The organism is Pseudoalteromonas distincta (assembly GCF_000814675.1).
GTDB lineage: Bacteria > Pseudomonadota > Gammaproteobacteria > Enterobacterales > Alteromonadaceae > Pseudoalteromonas > Pseudoalteromonas distincta.
Window position 1 is genome coordinate 784,061 of sequence record NZ_JWIG01000001.1, and the last position, 24,399, is coordinate 808,459.

At 39.0% G+C, this 24,399-nt stretch carries 23 protein-coding genes; 1 reads left to right on the forward strand and 22 read right to left on the reverse strand.

The features are described from left to right. The 21 genes from QT16_RS03485 to QT16_RS03585 form a co-directional block, all read right to left on the reverse strand. Positions 1-570, reverse strand: coding sequence for a Maf family protein (locus QT16_RS03485; protein ID WP_039485739.1), 570 nt, complete (start codon positions 568-570; stop codon positions 1-3). Next, a complete protein-coding gene (mreD, locus tag QT16_RS03490; protein WP_002958403.1) occupies positions 570-1,049 on the reverse strand; it encodes a rod shape-determining protein MreD in 480 nt (159 codons plus the stop codon). The genes QT16_RS03485 and mreD overlap by 1 nt, the downstream gene beginning before the upstream one ends. Continuing rightward, positions 1,042-1,884 (reverse strand): rod shape-determining protein MreC, encoded by an 843-nt coding sequence (gene mreC / locus QT16_RS03495; protein WP_173400216.1) that lies wholly within the window; start codon positions 1,882-1,884, stop codon positions 1,042-1,044. The genes mreD and mreC overlap by 8 nt, the downstream gene beginning before the upstream one ends. Further along, complete coding sequence (locus QT16_RS03500; protein ID WP_002958401.1) at positions 1,884-2,927, reverse strand: rod shape-determining protein; 1,044 nt, start codon at positions 2,925-2,927, stop codon at positions 1,884-1,886. Before QT16_RS03500 ends, mreC begins: the two co-directional genes overlap by 1 nt. A 133-nt stretch (positions 2,928-3,060) precedes the next feature. Then, on the reverse strand, positions 3,061-5,109 hold the full coding sequence (locus QT16_RS03505) for an SUMF1/EgtB/PvdO family nonheme iron enzyme (RefSeq protein WP_039485749.1): 2,049 nt from the start codon (positions 5,107-5,109) through the stop codon (positions 3,061-3,063). A 121-nt stretch (positions 5,110-5,230) separates the two neighbouring features. Next, on the reverse strand, positions 5,231-8,971 hold the full coding sequence (locus QT16_RS03510; protein ID WP_039485753.1) for an H-type lectin domain-containing protein: 3,741 nt from the start codon (positions 8,969-8,971) through the stop codon (positions 5,231-5,233). Next, a complete protein-coding gene (locus QT16_RS03515; protein WP_039485758.1) occupies positions 8,968-9,459 on the reverse strand; it encodes a hypothetical protein in 492 nt (163 codons plus the stop codon). The genes QT16_RS03510 and QT16_RS03515 overlap by 4 nt, the downstream gene beginning before the upstream one ends. Continuing rightward, on the reverse strand, positions 9,449-10,291 hold the full coding sequence (locus tag QT16_RS03520) for a PulJ/GspJ family protein (RefSeq protein ID WP_039485761.1): 843 nt from the start codon (positions 10,289-10,291) through the stop codon (positions 9,449-9,451). The genes QT16_RS03515 and QT16_RS03520 overlap by 11 nt, the downstream gene beginning before the upstream one ends. Then, positions 10,291-10,830 (reverse strand): type IV pilus modification PilV family protein, encoded by a 540-nt coding sequence (locus QT16_RS03525; RefSeq protein ID WP_039485763.1) that lies wholly within the window; start codon positions 10,828-10,830, stop codon positions 10,291-10,293. The genes QT16_RS03520 and QT16_RS03525 overlap by 1 nt, the downstream gene beginning before the upstream one ends. Further along, positions 10,817-11,284, reverse strand: coding sequence for a type II secretion system protein (locus QT16_RS03530; RefSeq protein ID WP_234047865.1), 468 nt, complete (start codon positions 11,282-11,284; stop codon positions 10,817-10,819). The genes QT16_RS03525 and QT16_RS03530 overlap by 14 nt, the downstream gene beginning before the upstream one ends. Positions 11,285-11,316: 32 nt before the next feature. After that, positions 11,317-11,865: a prepilin-type N-terminal cleavage/methylation domain-containing protein gene (locus tag QT16_RS03535; RefSeq protein ID WP_039485769.1), complete on the reverse strand. Its 549-nt coding sequence runs from the start codon at positions 11,863-11,865 to the stop codon at positions 11,317-11,319. A 22-nt stretch (positions 11,866-11,887) separates the two neighbouring features. Next, entirely contained in the window at positions 11,888-12,472 is a 585-nt protein-coding gene (locus tag QT16_RS03540) for a pilus assembly FimT family protein (protein ID WP_039485772.1), read from the reverse strand. Between the two features lies 1 nt (position 12,473). Then, the gene (locus tag QT16_RS03545; RefSeq protein WP_039485775.1) at positions 12,474-13,694 is read right to left on the reverse strand and encodes a type II secretion system F family protein; all 1,221 of its coding nucleotides are present in this window, start codon (positions 13,692-13,694) and stop codon (positions 12,474-12,476) included. Then, positions 13,681-15,408 (reverse strand): GspE/PulE family protein, encoded by a 1,728-nt coding sequence (locus QT16_RS03550; protein ID WP_039485777.1) that lies wholly within the window; start codon positions 15,406-15,408, stop codon positions 13,681-13,683. The genes QT16_RS03545 and QT16_RS03550 overlap by 14 nt, the downstream gene beginning before the upstream one ends. Next, positions 15,405-16,547, reverse strand: coding sequence for a tetratricopeptide repeat protein (locus QT16_RS03555; RefSeq protein WP_039485781.1), 1,143 nt, complete (start codon positions 16,545-16,547; stop codon positions 15,405-15,407). The genes QT16_RS03550 and QT16_RS03555 overlap by 4 nt, the downstream gene beginning before the upstream one ends. Beyond that, positions 16,544-17,446, reverse strand: a complete 903-nt coding sequence (locus QT16_RS03560; protein WP_039485786.1) for an ExeA family protein — start codon at positions 17,444-17,446, stop codon at positions 16,544-16,546. Before QT16_RS03560 ends, QT16_RS03555 begins: the two co-directional genes overlap by 4 nt. Before the next feature lie 2 nt (positions 17,447-17,448). After that, entirely contained in the window at positions 17,449-19,107 is a 1,659-nt protein-coding gene (mshL, locus tag QT16_RS03565) for a pilus (MSHA type) biogenesis protein MshL (protein ID WP_039486073.1), read from the reverse strand. Beyond that, positions 19,091-19,414 carry an agglutinin biogenesis protein MshK gene (locus tag QT16_RS03570; protein WP_039485790.1) on the reverse strand — a complete coding sequence of 108 codons (324 nt, stop codon included), beginning with the start codon at positions 19,412-19,414 and terminating at the stop codon, positions 19,091-19,093. Before QT16_RS03570 ends, mshL begins: the two co-directional genes overlap by 17 nt. Beyond that, positions 19,392-20,087, reverse strand: coding sequence for a hypothetical protein (locus tag QT16_RS03575; protein WP_039485794.1), 696 nt, complete (start codon positions 20,085-20,087; stop codon positions 19,392-19,394). Before QT16_RS03575 ends, QT16_RS03570 begins: the two co-directional genes overlap by 23 nt. After that, entirely contained in the window at positions 20,084-20,683 is a 600-nt protein-coding gene (locus tag QT16_RS03580; RefSeq protein ID WP_238719407.1) for a PilN domain-containing protein, read from the reverse strand. Before QT16_RS03580 ends, QT16_RS03575 begins: the two co-directional genes overlap by 4 nt. After that, positions 20,680-21,603 carry a hypothetical protein gene (locus tag QT16_RS03585; RefSeq protein WP_039485798.1) on the reverse strand — a complete coding sequence of 308 codons (924 nt, stop codon included), beginning with the start codon at positions 21,601-21,603 and terminating at the stop codon, positions 20,680-20,682. Before QT16_RS03585 ends, QT16_RS03580 begins: the two co-directional genes overlap by 4 nt. A gap of 76 nt (positions 21,604-21,679) precedes the next feature. On the opposite strand from QT16_RS03585, the gene QT16_RS03590 reads away from it, so the two are divergent. Continuing rightward, positions 21,680-22,588 (forward strand): 1-aminocyclopropane-1-carboxylate deaminase/D-cysteine desulfhydrase, encoded by a 909-nt coding sequence (locus QT16_RS03590; protein ID WP_039486076.1) that lies wholly within the window; start codon positions 21,680-21,682, stop codon positions 22,586-22,588. A 3-nt stretch (positions 22,589-22,591) separates the two neighbouring features. On the opposite strand, the gene QT16_RS03595 is transcribed toward QT16_RS03590, so the two are convergent. Next, on the reverse strand, positions 22,592-24,217 hold the full coding sequence (locus QT16_RS03595; protein ID WP_238719411.1) for an EAL domain-containing protein: 1,626 nt from the start codon (positions 24,215-24,217) through the stop codon (positions 22,592-22,594). Positions 24,218-24,399 lie beyond the last annotated feature (182 nt).

Below are 24,399 nucleotides of genomic sequence, written 5' to 3' on the forward strand. Positions count from 1 at the left end.
TTACCTTCTTAAGAATGTTTGTAGTAATTGTTCGGTTTCATATAAAGGTAAGCCTACAACAGAAAAATAGCTACCCGCAATGTGAGTTACAAAGCGGCCGCCTAAACCTTGGATACCGTAGCCACCGGCTTTATCTTGTGGCTCACCTGACTCCCAATAAGCATTAATTTCTTCATCTGTTAAGGTTTTAAAAGTAACATCTGTGCTTACAACACAGCTAAGCACATCATTTTGCGTCGCAAATGCAACTGCGGTAAGAACTTGATGCGTGTTACCCGATAGGCGTTTTAACGTGTGTGTAAAATCGTTTTTATCGCGAGGTTTACCCAATGACTCGTTATCTATAACAACCACGGTATCACTACCAAGTACAGGGCGATCGGTATAACCAAGCTCTACACCGCTTTGGGCTTTCAAGCGCGCTAAACGCTCAACAAGTGCTCTAGGTTGCTCGTTTGGAAGTGGGCTTTCATCTGCATCAACACTAAATTGTGTAAATTCGACACCTAATTGGCTTAATAACTCTTTACGACGGGGAGAGGCTGATGCCAAATATACTGCGGTAGTCATTACCTGATCCTAAAATGTCTGCGATATTTACGAAGTAGTAAAAAGACCCAAAACCAGCTAACCATTCCGGTTGCTACTGGCCATAAGTACTGTGGATTAAAGTAAACCCCTAACAAAAAGTGATTTAGCCAAAACTGCATTAAGTGATACAGCGTTAAAAATAAACCAATTAGTAGGCTTTGTTGCCAAAGCGAAAAGTTACGAATTTTTTGAAAGTTGCTCGCGGTTACAAAAATACATACCGAGAATGTAAGCGAGTTCACGCCCAGCGGTGAGCCAGACGCTAAATCTATTAATAAACCAACAACCCAAGCAGTACCAATATTTAAACGATGCGGTACTGCTAGCGACCAATACATAAGTACAAGTAAAACCCAGTCAGGTCTAAATGGTTCAAACGAAAATGGAAGTGGCATTAGTGCCATTATTAACGCAAAAAAGATGCTTAGCGCAATTAACAATGAATAACGGTTAATCATCGCTGATTTGCTCCTGTTGATTACGCCATAAAATAACCAGCAAACGAATGCGATCTAGTTGCGCAATAGGTTCTGCAAAAACTTGTGCAAACGGTCGCCCTTCATCACGATTTATTTCGGTTACTACTGCCACCGGGTATCCTTCGGGGAATGTGCCCCCTAAACCCGATGTAACAAGTACATCGCCAATTCGCACATCTAAACTGTGTGGCACGTGAGAGAGCTTAACGACGTTAATTTTACCTATGCCTTCAACAACCGTTCGTACATCGTTACGAAGTATACGCACAGGTGTAGCATGTGTGGTGTCGGTCATTAGTAGCACGCGTGAAGTTGTTGAACCAACCTTTGTAAGCTGCCCTACTACACCCATTTCATCAATTACAGCTTGGCCTTCACTAAGCCCGTCAGTTGTACCACGGTTAATAACAACCTGATGACTATACGGGTTTGAATGTACAGAAAGTACCTGAGCAATAATTTTACGATTTGATTGCTTTGCAGATGAGCCTAATAAGGCGCGCAGTTTTTGATTTTCTCTGGCTAGAAATTGATACTGCTGAAGTTGCTCGCTTTGTAGCATTTGCTTTTTTTTCAGCGCTTCGTTTTCGGTAAGAAGTTGATCCCGCGTATGCAGGCTTTTAGCACTTAAGCTAAATAATTCGTAGGGTAAATTAGCAACATAGATTAGTGGGCTAACTAGAGTATTAAGGCTGGTACGAACAACGGTACCACCTTGCGTATATCTGTCTCCAACTATGAGTACGATACTCAAAAGCACTGCGACAAAAAGTCGCAGTTGCAAAGAGACTGTGCGTCCAAACATTAATTTCATTAGTCGTAACTAAAAACGTCACCACCATGAACATCGATCATTTCTAATGCTTTACCACCACCACGCGCAACACACGTAAGTGGATCATCAGCTACAACAACCGGAATACCCGTTTCTTCCATTAATAAACGGTCTAAATCTTTTAACAATGCACCACCGCCAGTAAGTACCATGCCGTGCGCAGAGATATCTGATGCCAGCTCAGGTGGTGATTGCTCAAGTGCAACCATTACTGCACTCACAATACCCATTAACGGCTCTTGTAGAGCTTCTAGGATTTCGTGTGAGTTAAGCGTGAATGAACGCGGAACACCTTCGGCAAGGTTACGACCGCGCACTTCAATTTCGATTGGCTCATCAGTTTTGAACGCAGAGCCAATTTGATGTTTAATATTTTCAGCTGTCGCTTCACCAATTAAGCTACCAAAGTTACGACGTACATAATTAATAATAGCTTCGTCAAACTTATCGCCACCAATACGAACAGATGATGAGTAAACAACACCGTTAAGTGAAATAATAGCCACTTCAGTTGTACCACCACCAATATCAACAACCATAGAACCTGTGGCTTCTGATACTGGTAAACCTGCGCCAATAGCTGCTGCCATTGGTTCTTCAATTAAGTAAACTTCACGAGCACCAGCACCCATTGCAGATTCACGTATTGCACGTTTTTCTACTTGAGTAGCACCACACGGTACACAAATTAGTACACGCGGACTTGGGCGCATAAAGTTATTGTTATGCACTTGCTTAATGAAGTGTTGTAACATTTTTTCAGTTACATAAAAATCAGCAATTACACCGTCTTTCATTGGACGGATTGCTTTAATATTTCCCGGTGTACGACCTAGCATTTGTTTTGCTTCTGTACCTACAGATGCAACACTTTTAGGTCCACCAGCGCGTTCTTGGCGAATAGCAACAACAGAAGGTTCGTTTAATACAATACCTTCTTCTTTTACATAAATTAGGGTATTGGCTGTACCCAAGTCGATCGATAGATCGTTAGAAAAAATACCACGGAGTTTTTTAAACATGAGGCTGGATGACCTTTGAAATACGTTCTTATATTAGCTGCCTCACTTTAACATGCTCAACTATATGAGCAATATAAAGCGCAGCGCCTTTGTGAATTTGTGAAAAAAGGAAGCAAAGCTTCCTTAATTGAGTTTATCGTTCGCGAACTAAGCGAAAACCAATGTAGTTAGATCTAAAATCAGGCGCTAAAATTAAACGCGTAGATGCACGAGCAAGGCTTGGTGCAAAATTCCACGCTCCGCCTCTTACTGCTACATCAGACTCACCTGATTCTTTATCGGTCCATTCCCATACATTGCCTACGGTATCGTATAATCCAAATGCATTTGGAGAAAAAGAACCTACTGGTGATGCACGTCTATTTGACCATTCACTACCACACCAACCACAGTTAGCTAGGTTTTTACCAATTTCGTTACCCCAAGGGTATTCTGTTTCGGTTCCTGCACGTGCTGCGTATTCCCACTCAACTTCGTTAGGTAAACGAAATTGCTGCCCTGTTTGACCCGATAACCACTCAGCGTAAGCTTTTGCATCGTTATAAGTTAAACATACAGCAGGAAAGTCACTGCCTTGCTCAAAACCAGGATTACGCCAATTTAAATTTGCTTCCCATACTGGTTCGCCATTTAAATAATACGCACACCCTTTATTTTTTTCCGCTTGAGTTTTATAACCTGTATTTGCTACAAATTTTTCGTAGGCACCTACGGTTACTTCTTTACTTTGCATAGCGAAAGAATTTGCTATTACTTTTTCAATTACTGGACGTTCATTAGCTAAACCATTGCCATTGATATCGCCCATTTTAAATTTGCCTGCAGGAATAACGACAACCGGCGTTTCAACGTTTGCATTTAATACATTAACGTTTTCATTAACCTGGCGTGTTGTTACTTCTGGTTGCTCTCGAGTATAGGTCGGTGCAGCAATCGACTTAGGCTTTTTTACCAAATTTGCATTAATTGTTTGTGCTTTATTCAAATCAACACGAACTTGATAAGGCTTATAGCCAAGTTTACGGATTTCAATGTTGTGAATACCCGGCGGTAAACGTGTGATCAAGCGTGTTGAGCCAAAGCTTACACCATCGATAAACACTTCATCGTCGTATACGTTTGATCGTAATGTCAGCTCTATTGATTGATCCTTCTTCTTATTAAGGATAGAAGGGTAATCTTTTTTCACCGATGCAGGTTTAACTGAATAATCACGTACTGGCTGCTTTTCTAAACGAGAAACCGATACCGTGTTACTATTATCCGCGCTATTACTGAATGTTAACTGACTATCAGTAAATGTATTGTTATACGCGGGTTGATAAGCAGCAGTAAGTGGCGTGCCGTACTCAGAACAATAACGGTTATCAATGCTTAATAAGCTACATAAACGGCTACTGTTTACTTCGCCGCGCATGGTTACGCTTAAGTTAACGTTGTAGTTACCTTGGCCGCTAAATGCACTGTTAACTACATGGCTACTTAATATTTGTACTTGAGCGCCCGCCAAATTACGTTTTGGCTCAACAATGCGCTCTTCTGTTAAGTTTGCAAATATTTGATCTACAAAGCGTTTAGTTGCTTTTTGTAGCCCCATTTGCTGACCGCGTTGCTCACACGCTGCTAGCGTTTCTGTTCGCTTACAGTTAATCGTATGGTTAACTTCAAGCGTGCCTTCACGTGTAAACTCGTTACGTAAACGCTCTACTCTGGCTGTAGTTAACTGCTCTTTTAAGCTCTCTAAAGTATTTAAAAGCGTATGCTTAGCAACACGAATTTGCTCTATATCTTTACGGTGGGATGCAATTGCCGCCAACTGCATAGAAATATCATCTTTGTTTTGCTTATGATCAATCACCGCTTTTTGATAGCGTGATTGAGCCGCACTAATATTAATAGTGGGATCGTCAATTAAACGACGGTACATTTCGTTCATCGCATCGAGCGCTTGGTTTTTTTCTTTATCTAGCTCTGTAGAACGAGAACGAAGTAGCTCTAGTTGATTTTGTAACTGACTTTCTTCTTTAAGATGTTTTTCAAGTATTCTTGTCGAGTTATCGTATTCTGTCTGTTTAACACTAATCTCTGACTCAATTCCAGTTACTGTAGCTGTGTCTTGTGCAAATGCACTACTAGCTAACAAACTAGCTGAAATTAACAGAGATAAAGGAGTAATTCGCATATATTCCAGTCCCAAAAAGCGGCAATTATTTGGTCGTTATTATTTTTTATAATTAAAGCCTTATGCTATGTACTTGCAGCACAAAACACAAGCTTTGTTCAATTATTATCTTAGTTTACAACTATTCGCGTGTTTCACGCCAGTAAATAACCCGATCATTTCCTCGAAAGCGTCCAAATTGTAAAATAGTACGAGGATCAAGCTGTGTTTCATCCCCCTGCCAATCCCACTTTAACCAATCATAAGTATTATATTCTAAGGTAAATTCACCAAAACCATTTGGCTGTGCATAAATACCATTGTTTGCCGGATACACTCCCGCCTCTAACTGGCCAGATACACCCGTTCCATATTCATAGGCTAACTGCGGGCTGTTAGGTGATATTTGAGTGATTTGGGTATGATCAAATACACTACAGTTATCTTCTGCGTTATTTACAAATCCACTGCCGTTGTAATACTGAGCCTGCATAGGAATAAGTAAAGGGTCGAGATCGGAGCCTGCGTTATTACCAAGTACTAAACGTCCAAATTTAAACTCTATTGGTAATGTATTTAGTCGTACACTATTACAGCCACCCGAGCATGCTGCTTGTGTATTAGGTTTATCATTTGCGTCAATGAGCGTTGCTCCTTCTATGTTAGAAAGCGTTGCCATTAAACTCACCATAGCAAACGGTCCATCTGCTTGCCCTACACCTAATCTTTGAAGTGTGGTGTTTATTTGGCTCATTTGCCATTGGCCGTCGCTTATATCTCCCCAGTTATTACTCCCTATGTTTACTAAGCGGCTAGCAAAATTAGTTGCGGGTACATAGTTGGCTACTTCATTATTTTCGGCATTAATGGCTACACTGGACTTATCAAAGCCCTCTTTATAATTAGCCATTAGCTCACCATTTTGATTTTGTGCTTGTACTGTAAAGCCAAGTTCAAAAGGTTGATCAAGGTAAGTTAAATTACTGCCGTATTGCGTGCATTGTGCGGCAGCTTGAACCCCCACTACCTGAAACTGCGAAGGTGCAAAACGACCAACGTTATATAATTCACCTTTTACATCTCCCGCGCCAAAGTAATCGGCATCTTGAAGACCTACTGTTAAATCAATGATGCCAACTTGGTCGTAATTATACTGCGATATAGATTCACTCAAACTGCCTGTGTCACTAAAGACAACAGTGCTCATCGCTTCAAGCGTACCTTGAACGCCTGGCGTAGGCGCTTTAAGTAATGCCTCTACAAGCGGTTGCTCTGTAATAAAATGCTTGGCAATGGTATTATTTGTAATATTGCTGTAGTTATCTGGGTAACCATCGTTGTTAGTGTCTTGACCTGTTTGCCACTGCACCGCATTCATTTTTAAATCGAATGCTTCGCCCGTTAGTCTAAATAAACTCCCATCAGCGTCTGCTGCATAACCATCACTTGCAACTTCCATCGCTAATCCAAATGGCTTTACAACATACTCATTTGAACTCCCCGTTAGATTTACTGATAAATTAGTGACTGGGTCTAAAATTAAATTGGTATTTACATTTAAACTCAACTTACCTGCATCGGGATAATTTATAACAATCGGGGCTTTAGACTCACTATCAAAGTTTAGTATGAACGATTTAGAAGCTTGCTCTACCGCAAAGGTATTATTGTTATTACTAAGTGAAACCGTATCAGAGCAACTTGCACCCGCGCTGCATGTATACGATAAATCTAAGCTTACATCGCCACCAGCAGGAAATGCAGCTTCGCATACGCCCGTAGTGGTATTAGTTTTTACCGCTTGAATAGATAGCGCTTTTGCATTAAATCCAGTATTTGAAGGCTTTGCTGATAACTGAGTAGGAATGGTAGTATTTACATCTGTATCATTATTAAAAATAAATCCGGCATCAGAAAATGTAACTTTACAGCCGCTTAATCCAACATTATTACCTGCAATATAACAACGCAGAGGGGCAGAAGGCTCTGCAGTGTTATATCCAAATGTAACACTGCCTGTGGTGCGTTTAGCAAATTCGACAACCGCTGATCCTGTAAAATTAATATTCTCTCCTGTAACCCAGCTTTGTTGCCCACTATTATCTGGAGAAAGGTTTAAACTAGAGGGTTTCGCAAATAATAAGTCGCAGGCATCATTAGCGCAGGCTGTAAGTGTCATCTCTTTAGCTTCACACGTTAGAGCATTGTTATCGCTTATTGTTAAACGATAATGATCTAGGGTTTGTGGTGTATAAATACCACAAAAACCAGGGATACTTTCGGGTACTGGTAGAGCGTCAAACGTTGAGCTCCCTTCGGTAATAATTTGAGTAGCCGATGTAATTGACCCCTGATACGTTACATTTTGTGCGATTCTTACCTCACCAGTGGCAACAATATAGGCCGCAATATTGGCATCGGCTGCAATAGCAATCGCACCATCAACATAAATCGCTAAATACGCGCCAGTTTCGACCACTATCTTTGTTTTACCGATATTCAAAAATGAAGTTGATAATAGTGAGGTTGTGTCTTTTAAAAAAATACGTGTAGGCGCTATTACTCTGTACTCTGTTTCCAGCATACTTAACTGCAACTCATCGTAAAAATAGTCGCCAGCTAAAGAAGTAGGTACGGGCCCTGTTGAGCTACCATCGTTTGTAACCGTTGGCACCTGCGCTGCTTGATTTGGCTCTAAAGAGTTATAGCCACCAGCAACACACGCCTGACCATTACACAAAGGAGGGCTCGTCAGCGCTGTAGAAATTAAGTTTGTAGTGGTGACAAACTGCGCATTGCCATCTGTTATTTCTACCCCCTGAACTAACTGCACCTCACCATTGTTATAGGTAGAAATAGCGCCAGGGAATAACGTATCACAATCTAAAATATCACCGTTAAATACAAAGGTACTGGTCATGGCGAGTATTGATGCTTCCTCGTTTACGTGACGGCGCTCGTTATCGCCATCACGATCTTCGTCAACAACAAGCCCTAGCCTGTCAGTCCTTAGGTTACAGCTACGTAGCCATCCGCCATCATCTTCTTGGCGTGAGTTTTTACTTGCTACAACTAACGGAGCCACACTAAAATTATTAGTAAAACTAAAGTAATTACAGCCATTGCTCCAGCCGTCGACTTCAAAGCCGGTAAAAAAGGTTTCCCATGATACCTCAACGCCATTATCGTCAGAAAATGTGCGATTACTTCCAGGCTCTACAGCCATATAAGCAACAGTTTCGGTTTTTATAACCCCAAGTGCTGTTTCAGATGCTTCTAAAGCAATATTAACGCCGCTGGCAGATAGAGAATTACTTTCTACTGCAACTGTTAAAAATGGTATTAATGCTTGCGTTGGTGGATTGCTGTCTATGCTATTGAGTGTTTGTAATGAATGGAAAAAGTTTGGCCTTTGAGTAAACGGTTCAGCAAATGTCAGTGATTTATATCCCTTAGGTGTCAGTGGAGCAAAACCAGATTTAGAGCCATACTGTAATTCGAGTAATAAGTCTGTACTGCCCACTTCCATAATTGTCCCATCAGGAAATTGATGCACACCATACTCAACAGCTAAATAGTGCGCCCCCATACTAATATGCCCGCCGTCCTCCCCAGAGGGTTCAAGCGGTAGAGCCTCAAAGCTAGTTGTGGTTATATTACGTATTCTTATTATTGCAGGGTTTCCGCCTTGGTTTGTCGAAAGCATAAAAACAGCAGGAGGCGTTATATATTGCTGTTGAAAATTAACTTTTGTCCAAACAGGCGATGTATATGTATCTTGCAGTTCTATATAACGGCCTTCGATTTTTGGAGGCACTGCATTTGCGTAATTACAAAGTAACACGCAGCTAAAAAATATAGTAACCAATACATTTTTCATCATGGTAAGGTTTTAGCCTCCACACTGAGCGTTCTTTGTGTTTGCCAATAATCTTTTTTGCAGCTACTCCCTACAGGGCAATCAATTGCGGCGCACGTTGCACTGCTTTGTAAGTAATATATATTTACAAGCCCGTTTGTTGTACTGCTATCAGGTAAGTCTATATATTCATTGCAACTTACCACTACTTTACAGTTAGCTAAATATGCAGTTTGGAAGGTTAAATCAGTAGCAACTGATGTACAGCTCTGAACTGAGCTATTTGTTGGAAATAGTTGCGTTAAGCCACTTTCTAATCCGCTTTGTGCTGCCATAAAAGCGCGAGCCCCATAGTACTCAATGGTATTTTGTTGAGATGCACCAGAAAGCACTTTAACTAATGCTAATCCTAGTGCTAATAAAGCAACAATAATTACCAAAGAAACTATTATTAAGTTCCCTTTTTGTTTACTGGGTAAGGCTTTTCCGGGAGGATTTTTTTTAAGGTACATTAGGAATATGTACCTCATGGTTAAAGCTCATTACTTCAGTACCGTTAAATTGCATTTGCGCATTCACATTAAGCACTGCGTTTCTTTGTAGGGAGAGCGCATCAAGAGTAAAAAATGAATCGCTCGCTAAATTGTTAGCAATATAAATACCTAATAAATCACGTTTAACATCACTGCTTATTTGTAAGCTCACGGCATCTAATTGATTAACAGTAAAACCGTAATTGGTATATCTATATAAATACTGCCCTTCAACGCAAAAACTTACAGGTTGAGAGAGTAAATAAAGGCGCTTACTTGGCGACTCTTGGGCAAACGCTTTACTAAATTGCCACTCATCAATTGCACTAGTGGTGGAGCTATTAAATGCTGATATTTTTAAGCGCTTATTATTATCCTCGTCGTATATATCAGCGCTGCTTAACGGGTAAATTGTTGCCCAATCTCCAGCTTGCGGCTGCGTTAAATTATTAAGTTCAAAATCGACAGCGCTAACATTAAAAGGCGCTACGGTTGGTAAGTAATTTGTATAGTGAGTGGCCGATAAAAACGGCGTAAACTCTAAGCACTGCTGAGCACTACATGCTCCGCTAGTACTGTTATCGCAAGAAAGCCTTAATGAATTTGGTGTGGCGTGGCGTAACTCTTTACTAAGTCGCGTTATTAAAAAGCGGGCCTGGGCTACAGCTTCTTGGCGTTCAACCCCTTGCGAATAAATACTGACTCCGGCACCAATAAACGAAAATGCACTTACGGCTAAAATACCAATAATAACCATAACAAGTAATAGCTCTATAAGGGTAAATGCATTTTGATATTTGGCTCTTTGCATTAGTAATTCCCTTTATATGCACTAAATCCGTAAACTTCGCCTAAGGGTGATGTTACTTCTATAGTAATACGCTTAAAGGTTGTGCCATCGTTAATGGTCAATTCGTTAAAGTCGCTATCGTACTGGACTGTAATAACTAAGTTAAAGTCACTGTATTGGCTTAACACCTCACCTAGGCTATTAGTAATAGGCTGGTTAGACAGTGCAATATAGTCATCTACATCGTTATAACTGGTTCTGGTTTCTGAGTTATCTACTCCGAAGTCAGCAGGTGCGGTACAAGCCTCAGCACCTATAGATATTTCGCCACACCGCTTAAAAGGAGAGCTTCTGTCGCTGTGTTCATCAAATGATTTACTTTGAATTTCGTTCATTAGTGATTGACCAAATTCAGAGGCTCTTAAAGCCACAATCGGCTCTGCACTTTTTTTGGCTTGTGGGGCAATTAAAGCGGTAATAATGCTCAATGCAATCGCAAACATGACTATGCCAATAATAAGCTCAATTAAAGTAAAACCTTTTACTTTAAGGGCACGCATATATTAGCCCTTCTCCACTTATGCATACACCAGCTAATCCAACATCGATTCGACATTGCGTAGTGCAGGTTTGATTTGATTTGCCTAATGGATCAAAACTAATTTGGGTAAATATATTCGCGTTACTATCTAAAGCACTAAATGTTATATCACTTCTTTGTGTGTCTATTTGCACCACTAAATGATCGGTGTTGTTTACATCAGCGCCACCGTTACATGTATCAGGTGTGGGGGGAGCAATAAGTGTGGAGGTTATATAAAGGGTATGGCAACTTGTTGTTGCTGTGTTTTGCATTGCACGTAGCTGCACTGTCCTAAGTGCATTTAAAGTACGGTCTCGATACGAATAGGCGTCTTCTGTTGAGCTGCCCAGAAATTTGGGAACTGCCGTTACCGACAGTATTCCCAATATCACTAGAGTAATAATTAACTCAATGAGTGTGAAGCCACGCAATCGTTGCCTACTACTGCTTATCATTTATGTAATTAACAGCCCGTAGTAACAAGTGTAATCACTGGAGGAGTTACAACTACAGGGCCTGTCGTCGCAGTAGCTTGCTTATAATCAATACGGCAATCATCTCCTTTTACATAACTGTTAGGGTAAATGATTAAAGTACCATCGGTTGCTGAATCATCTAGATTAAAATCCGCAGAATCATCAGTAGCGAAACTAACATCTAAAAATGCTTCAAAGGCTTCTTCGGTTGCTGCAGGGTACCCATAAACGGTAGGCACACCAACATCAATCTCACCACCACTAGCGTCAGTATCAGTACCTAAAACAACTGTAGCCTCATCCTTTTTGTGATCACTAGCAATAATAGATTTGCCATTCACAATATTCATACCACTGCGAATAGAGCCCTGTAAGCCTTCAAGTGTTGAAGCATTGGCATCACCTTGTAAGTTTAAAAAGCGAGGCGCTGCGGTAACAGCTAAAATGCCTAAAATAACAATTACGATGATCAATTCAACAAGTGTAAAACCTGCTTGTTTATTTATTGGTAAACTTTTTAACGATTGCGTTTTCATAAATAAGCCTCTTTTTAATTACTTAGTTTTTAAATATTTTTACTTTGCCTGTTTTAGCAAAGTATGAAAAACCTGTTAGACCTGATATTTCCCCCGTATTGGTAGGTATACTTTTAACATCAATGGTGTGAGTTAAATAATAGACGCATTGCGTATTTTCTGCATTGTACCTAACTAAAAAACTTACACTTTTTATTATCGATAATTCATTACTTAACGTACTACTGGGTGCATCTTGTAAAATTATATTTAAAACTTGGCGGCATTTATTCGCATTTATAACTTCTGCACGAGTATCTTTTTTTTCTGTTTCATCGCTTGTTGGTGTACCTAACGTCCCATCAACACCAACTATTACCCCTGCATAGTTAACAAATGTTTTGTTTGACCTGCTGTTTGGCCTACCTTCTAACTCCCATTGTCCTCTAACCATGCCAACAGCTGATGAAAAACTACCTGCTATAGCGTCAACGCTTGCATTATGCGCTTGATTTTTAATACCTATATATTGAGGTATAGCAAAGCTCAAAATGACTGCCAGTAAAATAACAACAATAACTAACTCAAATAATGAGAAACCTTTTGAGAAAGTTATTGTTGTGTTCACTTTAATTCCCTTTGATTGCCGACATCATGTTCCACATAGGCATAAAAATACCCAATGCTAAAATCAGCACCATAATGGCAACAAACACAGTTAAAATAGGTTCTATTTTTGCGGTTAAACTTCGTAAGTCATAATCAACTTCACGCTCATAATAATCAGCAGCTTCTTGAAGTAGCTCATCAACCCGGCCCGTTTCTTCACCTACCGCCACCATCTGTAATACAAGCTGAGAAAACAGCTCAGAACTTTTTGATGCCCTAAGCAAACTATCGCCCTTTTCTATATCTTGGCGCATAGTAATAATCGCTTTTTCCATATAGCTGTTATCTACGGCATGCGCTGTTAGTGATAAACCAGTGGTCATAGGCACACCGGAGCGCAATACCATAGCTAAACTTTGACTGTAGCGCGCAAGCAATGTCCGTTTTAAAATATCCCCAATAAATGGAATTTTTAATTTATATTGATCCCACTTAAAGCGTCCAGGCTCTGTATTTAAATAACGCCTCCAAGCAAAAACAGAACCAATACCCATCACCAATAATAACCACCAGTAGTTAACAAAAAAGCTGCTAGTGCCAATTAATATTTGAGTCATTAATGGCAATTCAGCATCAAATTTTTCGAACATACTGGCAAAGGTAGGAATAACAAAAATATTCAAAATAATCATAGCCGCTACTAGAGCCAAAATAACAAAAGTAGGGTAGCGCATAGCTGCTTTTATACGCTTTCGGGTTTCTTGTTCTTTCTCAAAATAAATAGCGAGTTGATAAAACGCATCTTCTAATCGTCCAGAGCCTTCACCAACCATTACCATTGATACTGTTAAACGGCTAAATACCTCGTTATGTATCGCCATTGCACTGGATAAGTCGCGGCCTTGCTCAAGCTGCTTGGTAACTTCTATTAGTACATTTTTAAATTTTTTATTTTGCGTTGTATCTGCCAGCCCAACCATTGCTCGTATAATTGGTATACCAGCTTTTAATAGCGAATACATTTGCCTAGAAAACATAATCATGTCGTCTAGCGTTATTTTTTCGACAAATAAATTATCAAAAATTTTGATGTTATTTTTTGTTTCAACTAAAGAGATTGATATTGGTATAAATTGACGCTTCATTAAACTATCAGCTACGCCAGCTTGGTTACTCGCTTCTAATTGGCCTTTAACCAACATACCTTTGCTGTCTTTCGCTTTGTAGCTATATAGTTGCATCAATATCCCCTACTATTTCTGGGATATATTCAGCCACTTTAAATACTTCATCTAAAGAGGTAATACCTTGCTTGGCGTAGTTTAATGCCATTGTTGAGAGCGGCGAAAAATTCGCGCTATTTTTAGCGGCTTTTGCAAAACCTTGTGTGTCGTTAACTCGTAATGCATCCATCATTGCATCATCCATTTCGAGCAACTCAAAAATACCTACACGCCCTTTATAACCACTATGGTTACATGCAGTGCAACCTTGCCCTTTGGAGAATTGAGCTTCAGTAACATCTTCGCCTAAGTATTTTAGCCAGCTTATTTCTTGATGATCTGGCAAGTACGGTACTCTACAGTCATTACATACTCGTCTTACTAATCGTTGGGCAATAATAGCGCGCAGTGAACTTGCCACTAAGTAAGCCGGTGCCCCCATATCAATTAGCCGCATAGCACTAGTGATTGCATCATTAGTATGTAGCGTTGATAACACAAGATGACCTGTTAAAGCGGCTCTTAACCCAATATCTACGGTTTCTTGGTCCCGCATTTCACCAACCATTATAATGTCAGGATCTTGCCTTAAAGCGGTCCGTAAAATACCGGCAAAGCTCAGCCCTATTTTATTATTTATTTGTACCTGGTTAATACGACCGATACGATACTCAACAGGATCCTCTACTGTAATAATTTTACTTTCTTGTTGATTTAGCTCACTTAGTGCACCGTATAGTGTGGTTGTTTTACCCGAACCTGTTGGCCCGGTAACTAAAACCATGCCATGGGGACGTTTTATAATGCTGCGCACACGTTTTAATATGTGTACAGGCATACCCGTTTCATCTAACGATAGTAATCCTGCGGATTGGTCAAGCAGGCGCATTACGACTGACTCACCATGCTGAACCGGCATGGTAGATAAACGCACATCAATACTATGGCTGCGCACTTTTATATTAAACCGGCCATCTTGAGGCAGGCGTTTTTCAGATATATCTAATCCCGACATAAGCTTTAAACGTAGCACTAATGCCGATGCTATTTTTACTTGGTTAAGAGTGTGCTCTTGCAATATGCCATCTACACGTTGACGAATGCGAAGCAAGCCTTCATCTGGCTCAATGTGAATATCGGATGCACGAACTTGTACAGCATCCTCAAATATTGATTGCAGTAACTTTACAACGGTTGCATCTGATGTCTCATCACCTAAAGAATTTAAATCAAACTCTTCTACGTCTTGATATTCTTCATGAAGTTGTGCTGCAAAGTTGGTAATTTCATCTGTACGGCGATATACGTTGTCAAACGCAGCCATAATTTGGCTTTCTTGAACAACAGCTAAATCTATTCGTTTAGGAGCAAGCATAGTCGCAAGTTGATCAAGGCTCCTTAAATCAGCAGGATCGCTCATCCCGAGCAAAACAGAGTCACCATTATCTTCAATTACTAATGCTCTGTAACGACGCGCATATACTTCAGATAAAAGTTTAGATACATCATGTGATATTTTTCGCTGTGATATATCTAAAAAAGGTACCTGTAATTGCTGCGCTAAAAAGCGTAATAGTTGTGGCTCACTAATAAACTCAAGGCTAATAAGTGTCGAACCTAATTTACGACCTGTCGCTGCTTGAACATTTAATGCTTCACTTAGTTGCGCTTCGGTGATCATGTGTTCATGAACAAGTAAATCGCCTAAGCGCATTTTTAAACTAGGTCTCATACGGCCTCCTTTAGCGCAACTAAACGCTGTAATGCATGCTGAGTCATAGCAGTATTTAATCCACCTAAATCTAGAGCTACTTTGTAAAGTTGTTTAGCATCCAGGTATTCTCCCAGTGCATCTTTTGAGGTTGCAAGTGCAAGCCACCACTTGGCTTGACTAGGCTGAAGCTTTGTAAGATGTTTAAAGCTTTCAAGTGCTTTATGGTGCTTACTTGCACTTTGCGCGGCAGTCCCTTGCAGCACCCAAAAATCAAGATTCGCTTGAGGCTCAAATTCATCACTTAAAAGCAGCAATACCCCTTCATACTGTTGTTGCATAATAAGAATTTTGCTTAGCATTACACGCCATTCAAGTACGTTAGGATTTTGGCGAATACCCGCTTGCAAAACCTGCTGTGCAGAATTTATATCTTGTTGTTTAAAGTAAGTTGCAGCCAGTAAGTTTCGAGCCTCAACATGTAAAGGCGATTGCGCTAAAATCACGTTTAAATCACTTATAGCTTCGTTGTATAAGCCAAACTGTATTGCCTGCTTAGCTGCCGCTAATTGCTCAACCAATAAAGCCTGTGGCGACTTAGCTTCTGCCACGCTTTTAATCATAGTATTTTGAGGCTTAGCTTTAGTCATTAGCGTAATTTTTGGCTTACTCACAGTAACTTCGCTAGCGGCTAACTCTTTATTATTAGCTAGTGCAGAGCTTTGTTTAACCTCGGCAATTACAACCGGCTCAACTACTGGCTGAGAAACCAATAATGTAGCTTCACTCAACTTGGGTTCAGCTAAATCATTCACTTTTGGCTTTATTTGCTCAATTGGCATAACTGCCTTCACAGCTTCTTGCTCAACCATAGGTTCTGCAGTGCTTTTTTTATCTTGGGAGTCAGATAAATTAGAGGTTATAACCGCAACCATTTTTTGCTGTGGTAATACAGGCTCACGTTGGGTCTCTTTTTTGTCGGCGGTAGGTAAATACAGGTATGCTAAAAAAATAACACTTAGCATAATAAGTAAAATTACGGCTTTAAATACAATGTTTCTTACATCATATATTGGCTTTACGCTTACACCTTCTTGAATACTTACTTGCTTAGCTTCACGTTGCTCAATATTTTTAAGCATATTATTTATAACGCTCATAACCACTGCCTCCAAACCCATATAGCAGCAATAACTAAAACACTAAACATTAACGCGCTGTAACTCCAATATTGGCCTGTCCGGTATTTTGCGCAGTCTTCAGTATCTTTTATGGCAAGCTGAATATGGCGATTTGTTATTGTATTTAATCCTTCACCGTACGCTTGTAATAGTGCTTTGTGGCATAAAATATTAACTAATCTAGGAATACCACGGCTTGCTCTGGCAATCTTAAGCCCCATACTATTATTAAATAAAGGAGGCCGATTAAACCCTGCAACTTGTAAGCGATGATTAATATAATAAACAACCTCTGCGCCAGTCATCGCCCTTAATTTATACGAAAAACTGATACGTTGGCGTAACTGCCTTACTTTATTATTTGCCAGTTTTTCATCAAGTTCTGGTTGTCCAAATAGCACTACTTGAATCAGCTTTTCGCTTTCTGTTTCTAAGTTTGTAAATAATCTAAGCGCTTCTAGAGTCTCCCAGCTCAAGCATTGCGCTTCATCTATCAAAAGTACTACGCGCTCATTGTCTTCTTGTAAGTCGAGTAAATGATGATTTATAAGTTGCCCTAGTGCTTGTTGATCCAATGCTTTATCTACATCCATGCCCAGCTCAACTGCAATCGCCCATCTAAGCTCTTCTGGGCTTAAATAAGAGTTAGGTAAATAAGCCACAATGTAATCTGGCTCAAGTTGGTTTAATAACTTTCTACAAAGCAATGTTTTACCAGTCCCAACTTCACCGGTAACCTTAATAAACCCCTCCCCCATTTCAATGGCAGTTGTTAACACTTGCATCGCTTCGTGGTGCGGCTCAAGCGCACAAAAAAATTGTGTGTTAGGGGTTAACGTGAAAGGCATTTCACTTAAATTAAAAAAGCTTAAATACATAGTTAGTTTTCATACCATGTTTTTAAAAGCTGACGGCTTTCACCTTGTTGTTTTTTCCAAGTGTCGGGCATAACAACGGTTGGTTTGATTAAGATAATCAGCTCTTTTTTCTCTTGGCGTTTACGAATACTTTTGAATAAATTGCCAAATAGCGGGATATCACCCAGCACCGGTGTTTTAGATTCTTCATCCTGAGTAGACGTTTGCATCAAGCCACCAATAACCACTATTTCGCCACTTTGAGCGCGAATAACGGTATCTGACTCTCGAATGTTGCTTTGCGCTAGAGGTAACTCAAAACGTTGATCGTCTAAAGTAATTACCTTTAGTTGCTCCTCTGTCTCAGTTACTGAAGGGTGAACATGCAAAATGACTGAGCCATACTTATCAATCTGCGGCGTTACATCAAGCGCAATACCAGAAAAGAACGGTGTTAAATCAATCTCAGGCGAAGTAGTTGTAGCAGTACCTGTTACCGTCGTACTTGATACGTTAGTAACAAAATATTCGTCCTGCCCTACTTTTATAACTGCTTTTTGATTGTTTGTAGCCGTAACCCGAGGGTTGGATAACATTTGCACATCGCCTTGGGTTTCTAGCAAATTAATAACCCCGTTAAAGTCACCTTTTTGAATGGTTAGCGATGACGCTCCGCCAATTGCAGCCGAAATACTATTACTAATTGTAGAACCCGCTGTTGTAGCAAACGAAATCCCACCTTCTAAACCACTGGCTATACGCTCCCAGTTAACTCCTTGTTGGTACTCATCTTTTAAAGTTACTTCTATTATTTTTGCTTCTAGAATAACTTGGCGTTGCAGGTTTTCTTGGCTTTGACGTAAAAACTCTTTTAGCTGACTAATTTCACTGGGCAATGCATTTACTGTAACCAAACTAGCTTGTGGGCTTGCAACAACATAGCGCCCATCGCTTGCGCCAATTAAGGACTTAAGAGCAACTTCTAATTCTTGCCAAAAATCATTTTTATTAATTGTTTGGATTCGAGAGCCATTTAAATCTAAGCTTTGGTTGTCACCACCAGAGCTACTATTTTGTTGGTTACCACTGCCTGAATTTGAACTACTCGATCCATTGCCACTTTGTGCAAACTGACTAACCCCACCAGCAACAACACTCACTGTAGATTGACCATGACGTTGCATCATCAAATAATTTACAGGTATCGTTTCTGTGCGCATTTTGGCTGGTAATACTTGTACAATTCGCCCTTCATTTACAATATCTAAAGGGTACATACGCTTAATAACAGCAATGACTTCGTTAAACGTAACGCTTTTTAGGTTTAAACTAATTGTGCCATTTACTTCTGGGTGTACAGCAACACTAAAAGGAGTATCGTCTGTTAAGCCTGCAAAAAAAGCGCCTATTTCAACATCATTTGCAGCAACATCAAAACGCTTGATAGATAAATCATCACTTATCGTTTGCTCATTATTTATAGATGACAATAAGCTTTGTGTAAGTTCGCTTGGCATTTGTAGAGGCGCAATGGCTTTAGGCTTTGTTGGTTTTTCTACTAACTCTTGCTCTATATGCGTTTTAATCTCTTTACCTGGTTTAAAGCTATGGCAAGCCGTTAAAAACGTAGGCAACAAAAAGAGAACAAGCCACGGGTGAGATAAATTATTTTTTAATTTCATAGTCATATAATTCTAATTTTATTTGTTTATCATCATTTGCTAGCACAACGTGTTTTGAGTTAATGCTTAGCACCCGAAAATCGTCTACAACATCACCCACTCGATAAATATGGCCGGAAATAATAGCCTTAAATGCTGTACTGTTTTTAATAATAGATTGCAATTTAAGTTCTGTACTTTGCTTAGTGGGACTATTGTTACTCACGAACATATTTGGCTGAGTCGGATCGCGAAGTTGCGCAAGCGCACTCGGCGCAATAATGTAAAGAGCCAAAGTACAAATACTATAACGCGATAAATTTTTCATTAGCGCTCACTGTAGCTATATGTAGGACGAGTTCAGCTTGAGGGTACTCTAGTACCTGATAACTAAACTCTTGTATTAATAACTTATTTTGATTGTTTTTTAATGCAGCTAAATATTTTTGTAAGTTGAAATAGCTGCCTTGTAAAGTAACCACCATTTGATGCTCAAAAAATAATGTTTGCGTATCATGCTCACCGAGCTTTTCTACATCGATAGCTCGTGCTGGTTTGACATTAAAGCTACTTACTTTCACATCGCTACTATCTACGAGCAAATCTTTTAAAACGGCAGGTACATTTTTAGCAGCAACAAAGCCTTGGCTAAAACTACTAAGTTGATTATTTATTTCGGCTAATTCGTCTCTAGTTTGTGCAATTTGCCCGCGTAAAACCTTAGTGTAGTCGTAGTTTAGTGCTTGATTTAACATAGAAAGTTGTGTGTTTATCTGCTGCAACTCTTGCAGCGTTATATTGTGCTTTGAACGTATATTGGCAACTTCATCTTGCTGTGGAAAAATAACAAACCAGAGACCGAGGTAAATCACTATAAACAGACCAACAAATAAGGTGGAATACTTCTCACGTTTTTGTAGCGATGCAAACTGTGTTTTATATTTGACCCACAATGGCCAACCTTTGCTTTTATTATTCGGGCTAATTGCTTCTTGGCTCATGGTCTATCGCCCTCATCACTAAGGTCTGTCGCTACGTTAAATTTACTCACACCGCCTTGCGTCGAAAGCTCTAAAACTGAAAACTCTTTATCAATAAAAAATGACGATTGTTTTAAATTACTAAACCAAATAGGTAAAAATTTTGACTGCGATACTTGCCCTTGAAGCGTCACACTTTTCCCTGCAAACTTAATGTGGGTCAACCAAATGTTAGGTTCGTGATACTTTGCCAAATCTTGCATTACCAGAGCGTAATCGGTTGTAGATTGATCTGTGCTTAGCTCTAAATAGGTAAATATTTGCTGTTTATGCAAAACCTCTTGCTGAAGTGTTTTTAGCTCATTAATAAATAGTGCTTTATTTTGCTTCTCTGCTAACTGCTGTTTTACAACTTCTAACTGAGCTTTTCCTTGCTTGAGGTATTCCTTATTTTGTTTTAAATCAAGCTTATTAGAATATGTTTTATAACTATAAAAAGCCCACGTGATCGCAATGATTAATAGCGCACCTAACCACAACGTAATCATTCCCGATAAAGGGACTGGGTCTCGCCGCACTCGAAGGGTTTTATGATAAAAGTTAATCCGGGTTTTCATAGCACAGACTCAGGATCTGTTAATTGATAGGCTGCACCGAGTGCATAATAAAAATTTGGCTCTAATTGCTGCGCTAGTTCTAAGTTAGGCTCAAAATCTACAACCTTTACTTGTAAAAACTCTGCAAGGCCAGCTCTAAGAGTTAATGACGATAAATCGTCGCACTGTAACTGAATGCTGCGAATTGGTGGTTGCTTGAGCTGGCTTTCAAAAAAGTCCATCGAACGCTGAATTTCTAACCCTAACGCATCTACTAACTCTTGGTTTTGATCTTTATCAGCAATACCTAAAAAACCGTTTAATCGCCTAGCTAAAACTAATTGCCCATCACGAATAATTAAGATTCGAGGCTCATGACTAGCATGCTGCACAATCAGCATGTGTGCCTCTTTATGCGTACCAAACAAGGTGACTAACACCATCTCCTCAGAGGTCATTGCACGTAAAACGGGCTTGGTCTGTCCAAAGCTGTCTATAAACGGAAGCAGCTGCAGCTTATTAGTAATAAATACATTCATTTTGCTGCTTTGCATTGTGAGTGTTATTGGGTAATCAATAAAATCAGCCACAATATTTTCAGGGGCTATATCAACTAAATCTTTTGTAGTCCAAGGGAGTGACTGAATTATTTCTTCATCGCTGAGATTTGGTTTATCCATTTGCACTATTTGATAAAAATAGTGCGGTATAACTAAATTAACGGCACAAATATCAGTAGAAACCTCATTTGTACAAGCAACAATTGCAGCGGTATAATCAGTTTGCTCAGACACATTAACACTGTGAGAACTGTGAACCATCCATTGGTCGCTTTGTTTTTTTAAACATACTGCGTTAACAGTATCTGCGTAAGTTGCAACACCAATAGCTGTATTTGGATCTAAACTACGATTTAACCACGAAAACAGCTTTTCTTTCATATAGCTACTAATGTTAATTATGTATGAAATAAGTGTCGTACATTTTAACTACTTTGCCAAATTGAAAACCAAAAAAATGCATGAAACATTCAAAATAGATGAAAATAACCAAATACAACAAATAGATAGCTCGTTTCTAAAAAAGAGAAATATTTATTTAGGTATAAAACGTGATGATTTGCTTCATCCGTTAATAAGTGGCAATAAATGGCGTAAATTAAAATATAATTTAGCGTACATGCAAAAGATAAATAAGACAGAACTTCTGACTTTTGGTGGTGCATTTTCAAACCATATTCACGCCTGCGCAGCTGCGGGAAAAGAATTTAATATAAAAACTCACGCGATTATCCGCGGACCAGAACTTGATAACAACAATCCAACAATTCAGTTTGCAAAACATTGTGGTATGAACCTACATGTTGTTAATCGTATAGAATATCGAAAACGTCACGACACCGAATACCTTAATGCTCTGCAAGAGCGTTTTCCAAACGCTTATATCATCCCTGAAGGTGGTACAAATGAACATGCTTTATTAGGGTGTCAAGAGTTAGTACAAAGCTTACCCGAACATAACTACTTAGTTTGTCCTACAGGTAGTGGTGGCACGCTTGCTGGACTAATAGAAGGCAGTGCTTCAACAACACAAGTTATTGGTATAGCGGTATTAAAACAAGCTGAATACTTAAATGAAGAAATAAAAAAGCTGAGCGCTAGAGCTAATAACCAAACTAACTGGCAGTTACTCACAGAGTTTCATGATGAGGGTTATGGTAAGTTTTCACCTGAGTTATGGCAGTTTTGCCAAGATATGGGCCGCACTCATAATCTGCCACTTGAGCCTATTTATAGCGGAAAAATGATGTATGCATTGTGGCAGCTTATTGAGCAAGATTATTTCCCATCTGGGAGTAAAATTATTGCTGTTCATACCGGCGGGCTTCAAGGATTAAATGGGCTTAAATATAGAGGGTTAATCTAGATCTTAATTAAATACCGCTTGCGTAAACTCTTGAAGCGGCTCTGAAAAGTAAAAACCTTGAGCTCCTACCACTCCCAATTTGGTAAGCGTAAGTAGCTCTTTTTGAGTCTCTACGCCCACCGCGTATACGGGTAGATTTAAAAGACTAGCGGCTTCGACTATCTTTTTTATTTTCTTTTGATTTTGAATTTTTTCATTTAATAAATGAACCAGTTCGTAAGATAACTTAAGCCCACATACTTGGTTATAATCAACTAGCATGGCTACTTTCTCACTGCTTTTTACATTATCAATCACAATATGTGAATGCCCTTTTTTAATAACATTAAGTGCATTAGTTATCGACTCTCTATGAGTAAAAAATTCTGCCTCACTTATTTCAAATTGTAATTTAGTATTTAACTTAAGCTCTGCCATTTGATTGGCTAGCCACTCCCAAAATACAGTATTGAACCAATTTTTAGGGTGTAGATTTACACTAACTGTTAAAGCCGAAGACTCACTGAGCATTAGCTTTTTGACTTGTGTTATTACAGCTTTATCTAATATTAAAGCGTCTTGATCACTATAAACCTGTTTAATAAAATAACGAGCGGCCAGTAAACCAAGTTGGCTATGCCTAACCCGAATAAGAGCTTCATGCTGCAGGATATCTCCACTAGAGAGTTCAAATACAGGCTGAAAGAATAATATAAACTTATTCTTTTTAATGTTTTCTATAACCTGTTTGCTAGAGAGGTGTTTTTCTTGGCAGTGATTTAACGTTAAACGATGGCAATGCTGTAATAGGCTGCTTTGTGATAGCGCGAGTGCTGATTTTGCTAGCTTATAAACCGCCACTTGTTCAGCGCCTAATTGATAATCACACGCACCTATTTTAATATTTTTATGAGTAATATTTTTTTGATGATGTTGACATATTAAAAACACATTTTTATGAAGCTTTTCAACGTAGCTATTCAACTCGCTAATAGAAATGTTTGGTAAGGTAACCGCTAAGTAATTAGAGTTTAGTATTTTTACCGACACATCTTTAAGTTCGGCTAATTTTTTAGTAATTAAGACTTTAAAATTGGCTTCTATATCCGTTTTTTTATCAAAGCTACAATCACACTCAATAAGTAAAAATAAGTTATGTGATGCAGTATTAACTCCATACAAAGAACTTAAATCACATTTTTTTGCCTGTTCGATTAGTTGAGTATTTTTATGCCTTTGTTGAATAATTTTAGTCGGCTGTATAACTGTATTTTTAAGCATTACTTTACGGTTTACTTTTAACAGGCTCCACCAGCGATAAGACCAATTAGCAGCGCCTAATATAATCAGATTCAAAAATATAAATAAGTAGCTTTGTGTTACCCACACTGGATAGTGATAAAGGCTCAAGCTTAACGTTTTAAAAGTAAAAACTTCGCGTTCTAAATTTACTAAGTTCCTAAAGTGATCTGAAGAATTTTGCACCTCTAACTTAAAGCCTTCATTTTTAGCTAATGCGACCAACACTTCGTTATTTATAGAGGGAGATAAATTTAATTCATAAACGCGTTTAACAAACTGCTGCCCAGAAACATGTGCTTTTTGATGTAATGCATCATTTAAAATGAAATTAAAACTAATAAGTATCATCAAAAACAAAACAAAAGAGATACCTTTGAAGTACTTTAAAAGCCAGAGTTTACTCTTTTGCATAGCCTGCCACTCGTTATATTAATAACTAAAGTGTTGTTCAATATCTATAGAAGCACAAGGCTGCAAACTAAGTTTAAACGTTTATTAATAGCACTAAACAAAAAACACTCAGATAAACG